Origin of the sequence: Pedomonas sp., assembly GCF_036515995.1 — a bacterium.
Classification (GTDB): domain Bacteria; phylum Pseudomonadota; class Alphaproteobacteria; order Sphingomonadales; family Sphingomonadaceae; genus Pedomonas.
On sequence record NZ_DATBUP010000209.1, the window covers coordinates 1 to 8,808 of the forward strand.

At 61.7% G+C, this 8,808-nt stretch carries 9 protein-coding genes; 3 read left to right on the top strand and 6 right to left on the bottom strand.

Annotated features, from left to right (window positions below):
- The 3 genes from VIG90_RS15370 to otsB form a co-directional block, all read right to left on the bottom strand.
- Positions 1-254, bottom strand: a 254-nt coding sequence (locus VIG90_RS15370) for a squalene/phytoene synthase family protein (RefSeq protein ID WP_331594397.1), incomplete at its 3' end; no start/stop codon positions are given.
- Positions 251-1,684 (bottom strand): alpha,alpha-trehalose-phosphate synthase (UDP-forming), encoded by a 1,434-nt coding sequence (locus tag VIG90_RS15375; protein ID WP_331594398.1) that lies wholly within the window; start codon positions 1,682-1,684, stop codon positions 251-253. The genes VIG90_RS15370 and VIG90_RS15375, both read right to left, overlap by 4 nt.
- 62 nt (positions 1,685-1,746) lie before the next feature.
- Positions 1,747-2,496 carry a trehalose-phosphatase gene (gene otsB, locus VIG90_RS15380; RefSeq protein ID WP_331594399.1) on the bottom strand — a complete coding sequence of 250 codons (750 nt, stop codon included), beginning with the start codon at positions 2,494-2,496 and terminating at the stop codon, positions 1,747-1,749.
- Between the two features lie 324 nt (positions 2,497-2,820).
- On the opposite strand from otsB, the gene VIG90_RS15385 reads away from it, so the two are divergent.
- The gene (locus VIG90_RS15385) at positions 2,821-3,816 is read left to right on the top strand and encodes a hypothetical protein (RefSeq protein ID WP_331594400.1); all 996 of its coding nucleotides are present in this window, start codon (positions 2,821-2,823) and stop codon (positions 3,814-3,816) included.
- A gap of 24 nt (positions 3,817-3,840) precedes the next feature.
- Entirely contained in the window at positions 3,841-4,245 is a 405-nt protein-coding gene (locus VIG90_RS15390) for an EVE domain-containing protein (RefSeq protein ID WP_331594401.1), read from the top strand.
- A 111-nt stretch (positions 4,246-4,356) separates the two neighbouring features.
- Here VIG90_RS15390 and gatB read toward each other — a convergent pair whose 3' ends face one another.
- Genes gatB through gatC form a run of 3 tightly spaced genes read right to left on the bottom strand, consistent with a single transcriptional unit; the run spans position 4,357 to position 7,621 of the window.
- Positions 4,357-5,853, bottom strand: a complete 1,497-nt coding sequence (gene gatB, locus VIG90_RS15395) for an Asp-tRNA(Asn)/Glu-tRNA(Gln) amidotransferase subunit GatB (protein WP_331594402.1) — start codon at positions 5,851-5,853, stop codon at positions 4,357-4,359.
- Entirely contained in the window at positions 5,850-7,334 is a 1,485-nt protein-coding gene (gene gatA / locus VIG90_RS15400; RefSeq protein WP_331594403.1) for an Asp-tRNA(Asn)/Glu-tRNA(Gln) amidotransferase subunit GatA, read from the bottom strand. Before gatA ends, gatB begins: the two co-directional genes overlap by 4 nt.
- A complete protein-coding gene (gene gatC, locus VIG90_RS15405; RefSeq protein ID WP_331594404.1) occupies positions 7,334-7,621 on the bottom strand; it encodes an Asp-tRNA(Asn)/Glu-tRNA(Gln) amidotransferase subunit GatC in 288 nt (95 codons plus the stop codon). Before gatC ends, gatA begins: the two co-directional genes overlap by 1 nt.
- A gap of 227 nt (positions 7,622-7,848) precedes the next feature.
- Between gatC and VIG90_RS15410 the strand changes: the two genes are divergently transcribed.
- On the top strand, positions 7,849-8,808 hold a 960-nt coding region (locus VIG90_RS15410; protein ID WP_331594405.1), incomplete at its 3' end, for a DUF3089 domain-containing protein.

An 8,808-nucleotide genomic window follows, 5' to 3' on the forward strand; every position in this document is an offset into this window, starting at 1 on the left:
CCCGCCACGTAATGGGCGCGAGGCGTCGCGCCGGCGTAGATCCCGTCGATCGTCTCGCGCCACCATTCGAGCCGTATGCGCCCGAGCGTCTTCTCGGTCACCGCCTCGCGCGTCTTCGCCACTTCGTAGTTGAAGGCGTAGAGGGCGAAGAGCGCCTCGCGCCGATCGGCCGGCGCGAAGAGCGCAGTGAGATAGCGCTCGCGATCGTGGCGGCGCACCGTCTCGGCCGTGGGGGAAAGGGGGGCGTTGCTCACCTGCGCTTGCCGGCCTGCTGATCCCGCTGCCAATAATACCGGCTGCTCGGTTGCACATCCATGTGCCGGTTACCCAGCACCGCCTGGATGCACGCCTGGCTCCAGGCCGAAGCAGAGTTACGGTGTACGATTTCATACATGCGCCGCCACCGCGCCTGCCGCTCCGCCAACGGCATCGTAAGTGCAGCGTGCAAAGCCTCAGCGATTTCATCCGGATCGAATGGATTGATCAGCAGTGCATCCTGCAGTTCCGCTGCGGCGCCTGCAAAGCGTGAGAGCACCAGAACGCCGGGGTCCGCCGGGTTTTGCGCTGCCACGAATTCCTTGGCCACGAGGTTCATGCCGTCACGCAGCGGCGTAACCAGGCCTACACGCGCGACACGGTGGAAGCCCGCCAGCATGGAGCGCGGCATATCGCGGGTAATGTATCGCAGCGGCACCCAGTCAAAATCGGCATGCTGCCCGTTGATCTGGCCAACCAGCTGGTCGAGCTGCCGTTTCACGTCCCGATATTCCTTCACGTCGTCTCGCGAACGCGGCGCGACCTGAAGGAAACCGACGTGCTGACGGTGCTCCGGATACTTCTCCAGCAAGCGTCCGTAACCGGTGAAACGCTGCGGCAGACCCTTGCTGTAATCGAGCCTGTCCACACCAAGAATGAGCGCCTTTCCGCCCATGCTGTCCCGCAGTCGCTCCGCTTCTTCCTGATGCTCCGCCTCCGCTGCCATGGCGGAGAAAGCCTCCGTATCGATGCCAACCGGAATAGCATTGGAAATGCACGGCCGATGCGGGCCGAAAATCACGCCTTCCTTGCTGATGGAATAGCGCAAGATCTCCATCACGCAGGCGCGGAAGTGCCGCACGTCGGTTTCGGTCTGGAAGCCGACATGGTCATACTCGCACAGCGCTGACAGCAACGCCCGTCCCGGCGGGAGCACTGAGAACAGCGCAGGCGGAACGAACGGAATGTGCAGATAAAAACCGATCCGCCCGGTGAAATTCCGCTGCCGCAAGCAGGCAGCCAGCGGAATGAAGTGATAGTCATGCACCCAGACGATGTCGTCGGGACGCAGGAACGACATCAGCGCGTCTGCGAACTGATTGTTGACCGTCAGATATCCTTCGTAGTCGCTCCGATCAAATGACAGCAAGCCTGGCCGATAGTGCAGCAACGGCCAGAGGGTGCGGTTGGCGAAACCGACATAGAAACGGGTAAAATCCTTCTCCGCCAGATCCATGGCGATAATTTCGGCACCGTCCGCATTGCTGCGCGTAAGGCGGCCGGAGGTTTCCCCGCGCTTACCACTCCAACCGAACCAGATCGTCTCCGGTGTGAGTACATCCTTGAGAGCGGTTGCGAGGCCACCCGGCGCTTGCCCCTTTTTCCCTCCAACAGTCACCCGGTTTGAAACAATCACGAGTCGAGCCACGTTTAAGTCCTTCGGCAGAGTTGACAACGTTGGTACGCCCCGAAGGGCCGCTGCGTTCCCTCTCATGGTGGATATTGGGCCGCCTCCTTAGGCGCAGCCGTTACAAGGCTGCGGAGCCATTCCCGCACAACAACCGGTCCGCCACCGAAATCTCCCGGCACACGCAGACCTTTGCCGCCCATCAATAGACAGGCGCGAATACCGTCTTCGTCCGTAATATCGTCGCCAATGAAAATCGGAGTGCGGCCCTGAAACGGTGGGTGGCGCATCAATTGGCGTACGGCCGAGCCCTTGTCCAACCCGCGAGGCCGCAACTCGAGCGCCATCTTTGCCCCGGTGATCCGAAACGCAGGCCAGCGCTTGATCGCCTGCTCCAGAACAGCGCGCACGCGCCCTTCCTGCTCCGGCGCCAGGCGGAAATGCACGGTCAGGCAGCTCTGCTTTTCTTCCAGCAGGACGCCATCCAAGCCACCAATCGCCTGCCGCACGAAACCGGCCATTGCAGGGGGAATAGCATACTGCCGGGCTGGCCGCTCCGGATATTCCGGTGGCATCCGGAACACCGCTCCATGCTCCGCCACCAACGGCACAGGGCAGTCAGCCAGCAGCCGGGTCAGATCCGAGAGCGGGCGCCCGGAGACGACCGCCACTGCACCGTTGAGGCGCTGCCGCAATTGTTCCAGAAGCGAGACCAGATCTCCCGGTACGACAACTGCATCCGGGCGGGGAGCGATATCGATCAGTGTCCCGTCGAGATCAAGAAACAGGCAAACCCGATCAGCAGCAATATCCATCAGCTCCTGCGCCTCCATTCCAAGATCCTTGGCTGTACTCAGGCAGTTGGTGGATCAATAATGTGAACGACTACTAGATATAGGTCGCTTCTCTCATGTTCCAACCCATGTTCTAGTTATTCGCATTCTGAGGTTTGTTCCCTCGTGCTGCAAATTTTTTACAGAGACTGGCAGTTCGAGCCCAAGGTCTTCCGCATATGTATAAATTAACATTCGAATGCGGCATTTCTGCAAAATCAGGCGCAGGCTCATGCATTTCCACCGCTTGAATGTTGCGCCTCGAGCCGCAACCCGGCAGGAATGAAGAGTAAAGTTTTAGTGAAGAAAAGACGGGTAAGGCAGATGGGTAACACCGAGGGCAGACGCATCCTGATTTACTGCGCCATTGTGGCCGTTCTCATCGCGGGCATTGTGGCCTGGTGGCGCTGGGCGAACGAGCAGATCCCGGACGAGCCAAAGCTGCCGGGCGATTTCTTCGCACCTAAGGCCTATACCTACAAGGACCCCTCCCGGGAGGGCCGTCCGGTTGTCCCACTGCTTCAGGGTGCAAACTTCCTGACAGGCGCGCCCGCTGTTTTCCTTGGCGAACTGTCTCCGGCCGAAGGCGGGGCCGGCTACACCCTTCGCCCGACCAACGTCATCAAGCAGGACGAAGGCGTTCCCATTCCGCCGTCCATGTCTCTCGCCACTCTCCCGCAAGGCCTTGGCGAGGTGTCTGGCGATCTGCCTGTCCTCGTTCGGCTAATCGACGGCAGACCTGAGGTTATCCGCCTCAACGGCTCGCTTGCCGAAACGGCCTATTTCATCAAGCGCCAGTATGCAGTTGACCCGCTGAAGGACGTGCAGCTGGAGAACATCCTGCTGGAGCACCGGTGGGACCGCAACGGCGGCCGTGACGTGATTGTGGGCCTGTTCGCCGAGAAGACCGGCGTTCGCACAGGCAGCCACGTCGAGATCGTCGTGACGGAAGACTCCATGCTCGACAACGAGATAACCAGCATTCCGGTGCTGCTGACCCGCTTCGGCGAGATGAAGGAACAGCGCAACCTCACCTGCCCATCCTACGGTGCGTGGCGCATTCTCAAACTGGTGGAGAATGCCACCGGCTTCCCGCAGGGCGACGCCCTGAAGCGCGTCGAGAACCAGGTGATCGACCAGCGTTACCAGTGGCTCAAGGCCGCTCTGATGTCCTGTGTCTCGCTGCCGAATGATATCCCGACTGCCCTTGGCGTTTACCGCAACCAGCGTGCGCAGCGCCTGAAGAACGAAACCGTCTCGCCAGCCGAAGTGCTGAAGGATCGGGAAGATCGGCAGGCTACTGCTCCGGCCATGGAGTAGTCGCTGAGATCAGGGGGCACAGTCATGGCATACTGGCTGATCAAGACCGAACCCGGTTCGTGGAGCTGGGAACAGCAGTCTGAGGTGGGCTCCACGGCGTGGGAGGGCGTCGCCAATGCGCAGGCGCTTAACAACATGCGCGCCATGGCCGTAGGCGACCACGCCTTCTTCTACCATACCGGCAAGGAGAAGCAGATCATCGGCATCGTCGAGATCATCCGCGCCTTCTACCCAGACCCGAACAACCCGGCATCGGGGCTGGTCGATGTAAAAGCGATCCGCCCCCTGCCCCGCCCGGTCACGCTAGCGGCCATCAAGGCTGACCCGGCGCTGGCAGACCTCGCCCTGGTCAAGCAGCCGCGCCTATCCGTACTGCCGGTTGATGATGCTGCCTGGACCCATATCTGCGGATTGGGCCGGCTGAAATAACATTCAGCAGAAACTCAGCCCCGATAAATACCTTTACCAACAAAACAAAGAAAAAGGCCGTGCCGGGAAGCCCCGACACGGCCTTATCTTTAACAAGCAGAGAACTGCTGCTTAGCCGTTCAGTGCCTTCTTCAACAGATCATTGACGACAGCCGGGTTGGCCTTGCCGCCCATGGCCTTCATGGTCTGACCCACGAAGAAGCCGAACAGCTTGTCCTTGCCGCCCCGGTAGGCTTCCACCGAGTCTGCATTGTCAGCCAGCACCTTGGCGATGACCGCCTCGATCGCACCGGTATCGGAAACCTGCTTCAGGCCCCGTTCCTCAACGATGGCAGCCGCGCCCTTGCCGGTCTCGAGCATGATCTCGAATACGTCCTTGGCGAGGCGGCCCGAGAGGGTGCCGTCCGCGATCAGGCTGATCAGCTCCGCGCCCTGCGCCGGGCTGATCGGGCTTTCCTCGATGCTCTTGCCCAGCTTATTCAGTGCGCCGAACAGGTCAGACGTCACCCAGTTGGAAGCCGGGCGCGCAACCTCTGCCAGCGGCTTGTTCTGCGCCTTGGCAGCTTCCGCCAGCAGAGCCTCGAAGTAGTCCGCGATTTCCTTCTCGGTGGTCAGAACGCTCGCGTTGTACTCCGACAAGCCCAACTCGTTAGCGAAGCGGGCCTTCTTGGCATCCGGCAGTTCCGGCAGCGACGCGCGGCATTCCTCGATGAACGCGTCATCGAACTCCAGCGGCAGCAGGTCGGGATCCGGGAAGTAGCGGTAATCATGCGCTTCTTCCTTAGACCGCAGCGAGCGGGTCTCGAACTTCACGTTGTCGAACAGGCGGGTTTCCTGAGTGATGGTGCCGCCGTCCTCAATGATGTCCACCTGACGGCGGGCTTCATACTCGATGGCCGCCATGACGAAGCGCACCGAGTTGACGTTCTTGATCTCGCAGCGGGTGCCGAGGCCCTCGCCCGGGCGGCGCACCGACACGTTCACGTCGGCGCGCATGGAGCCTTCCTCCATGTTGCCGTCGCAGGTGCCGATGTAACGCAGGATGGTGCGCAGCTTCTTTAGGTACGCACCGGCTTCTTCCGGAGACCGCAGGTCCGGCTTGCCGACGATCTCCATCAGCGCCACGCCCGAGCGGTTGAGGTCCACGTAGGAACGGGTCGGGTTCTGGTCGTGGATCGACTTGCCCGCGTCCTGCTCCAGGTGGATGCGCTCGATGCCCACTTCCTTGGTGCGGTCGCCTTCCAGATCGAGGGTGATCGTGCCCTCGCCCACCACCGGATACTGGAACTGGCTGATCTGGTAGCCCTGCGGAAGATCCGCATAGAAATAGTTCTTGCGGTCGAAGCGCGACCACTTGTTGATCTGCGCGCCCAGCGCCAGACCGGTCTTTACGGCCTGACGGACGCACTCGCCATTGATGACCGGCAGCATGCCCGGCATGGCCGCGTCAACGAGGCTGACCTGCGCGTTCGGCTCTGCGCCGAAGGCGGTGGCTGCACCGGAGAACAGCTTGGAATTGGAGATGACCTGCGCATGGACTTCCATGCCGATCACCACCTCCCAGTCACCGGTCGCGCCGCGAATGCGATAGGGTTTGGTCTCGCTCATTTCACCCACCACTTTTCCGGTTTGGCCGAGAACTGGGCGGCCTGTTCGATTACATGGCCAACCTTCAGCACGGTCTCTTCATCGAGCTTGCGGCCGATGAGGTGCAGGCCGAGCGGCAGGCCGTCCGCATCCACGCCTGCCGGGACCGACAGGGCCGGCAGCCCCGCCAGAGAGGCCGGAACGGTGAACACGTCATTGAGGTACATCGCCAGCGGATCGTCCGACTTGGAGCCGAACGCGAACGCGGCGCTCGGCGCGGTCGGCGTCAGGATCACGTCGCACTGCTGATAGGCTTTCTCGAAGTCCTGCGCGATGAGGGTGCGCAGGCGCTGGGCCTTCACGTAGTAGGCGTCGTAATAGCCGGCCGACAGCACGTAGGTGCCGATCATGATGCGGCGCTTCACCTCGTGACCGAAACCGGCGGCACGGGTCGCCTCGTACATGTCGATCAGCGAGGCGTTTTCCGGAGCCACGCGCTGGCCGTAACGCACACCGTCATAGCGGGCGAGGTTGGAAGACGCCTCGGCCGGAGCCACGATGTAATAGGTCGGCAGCGCATACTTGGTGTGCGGGAGAGAGATCTCGACGATCTCGGCCCCTGCGGCCTTCAGCCAGTCCATGCCCTGCTGCCACAGCTTCTCGATCTCGGCAGGCATGCCATCGACGCGGTATTCCTTCGGGATACCGATCTTCAGGCCGCGCACGTCACCGGTCAGGGCCTTCTCGAAATCAGGCACCGGCAGGTCGAGAGAGGTCGAGTCCTTCGGATCGAAGCCGCACATGGACTTCAAGAGAATGGCACAGTCTTCAATCGTACGGGCCATCGGCCCCGCCTGATCGAGCGAGGATGCGAACGCCACCACGCCCCAGCGCGAGCAGCGGCCGTAGGTCGGCTTGATGCCCGAAATGCCAGTGAAAGCAGCGGGCTGGCGGATGGAGCCGCCAGTGTCCGTACCGGTGGCGGCGGCAACGATACGGGCCGCAACCGCAGACGACGAACCACCGGACGAGCCGCCCGGCACCAGATGCTCGCCGTTCGGGCCACGATACGGGTTCAGCACGTTGCCGAATGCCGAGGTCTCGTTGGACGAACCCATGGCGAACTGGTCGAGGTTCAGCTTGCCCAGCGTCACCGCGCCATCGCGCAGCAGGTTGCCGGAGACGGTCGATTCATAGGTCGGCACGAAGCCTTCCAGAATCTTGGAAGCAGCCGTGGTCTGTACACCTTTGGTGGCGAACAGGTCCTTGATGCCCAGCGGAATGCCCGCCAGCGGACCGGCATTGCCAGCGGCAATCGCGGCATCGGCGGCCTTCGCCTGCTCCAGCGCCAGCTCCGGGGTCTCGACGATGAAAGCGTTCAACTCGCGTGCGGCTTCCACGGCGCTGATATGCGCCTGCGTCAGCTCGACGGCGGAAAAGCTCTTCGCCTTCAGGCCGTCACGCATCTGCGCGACGGTCAGATCGGTCAGTTCGGTAGCCATTATTCGATCACCTTCGGAACGGCGTAGAAGCCGAACTGCGCCTCGGGCGCGTTCTTCAGCACATCTTCCTGAATGTTGCCGTCGCTCACCACGTCCTCGCGCCAGCGCATCTTCTGCGCAACGACCGAGGTCATGGGCTCGACGCCATCGGTATTCACTTCGCTGAGTTGCTCAACCCAGTTAAGGATACCGTTCAGTTCCTTCATCATCGGCTCGACATCGGCATCATCCAGCTTGATACGGGCCAGATGCGCGATGCGGCGTACTGTTTTTTCATCAACAGCCATGGCTTGGCTCCCTTCGTGCCGGGGGCGGATAGCACGCCCGCTCGTCAGCCATCAAGGCTGGCGGACGTTTCGATTGCTTTCCTAGCAGATCGAACCCCAAGGTTAGAAGCGCTTACAGACGAAGGCGGCAATCTGCGCATTCCCCGAGCCCCTTGTTTCGAGTAGCTGATATTGCCAATCTCGCACCAATTGCTTGTACAGAACTTCACCGACAGGTAGCCGCCTCCATGACCACATCCGCAGCCGCGCCAAAGCGCAGGATCTCCCCTGCCGTCAAGTTTCTCTGGGTCATTGCCGGGCTCATCATGCTGTTCATCATTGGACTGGTGGCCTACCAGGCCTTTCTGCCGCAGTTGCTCCGCTTCACTTATGAACCGAAGATCAGCTTCGCGGAAAGCCCGAAAGGCGACGCTCCGGACTACAATAACATCGCCAGCTGGGCCGCTCATCCCGCTAAGCCCGGCACTTCGATGGACGTGCCGGAGGGCTTCACTGCTACTGATACCCCGGCAGTGAACGTCTTCTACGTGACGCCGACAACCTACATGAACAAGGCGCAGTGGAATGCGCCTCTGGCGGACTCCACCACCAATGCCCTGACGGACCGGATGATCCGCCATCAGGCAACCGCCTTCAATGGCGTGGGCCGCATCTGGGCGCCGATCTACCGTCAGGCGACGCTGGGCGCTTTCTTCACCGAAAAGCAGGACAAGGTTCAGGCATTCGTTCTTGCCTACCAGGACGTTGCAAGCGCGTTCGACACCTTTCTTGAAGCCACTGGCGACAAGCCCTTTATCATTGCCGGGCACAGTCAGGGCAGCCTCCATGCACTGGCGGTGCTGCAGCACAAGCTGGCCAATCATCCGGCCCGGCAGCGGCTGGTAGCGGCCTATCTTGTGGGCTGGCCCGTCTCCATCAAGGCCGATCTGGAGCCTTTCGGTTATGCGCCGTGCGACACGCCGCAGGCCACCGGCTGCGTCGTGTCGTGGCAGAGCTTTGGTGAACCGGCCGACCCGTCCGGCGTCATTGCCGCCTATGGCGCAGCACCGGGGCCGACCGGCGTGCTGCGCGCAGGCACGCCCATGGTGTGCACCAATCCGCTCGACTGGCAGACCGGCACGAGCCGTGTCGAGGCAGATGCCAACCTCGGTGCCCTGCCCTTCGTCGAAGTGGGCCAGCCGCTGGCC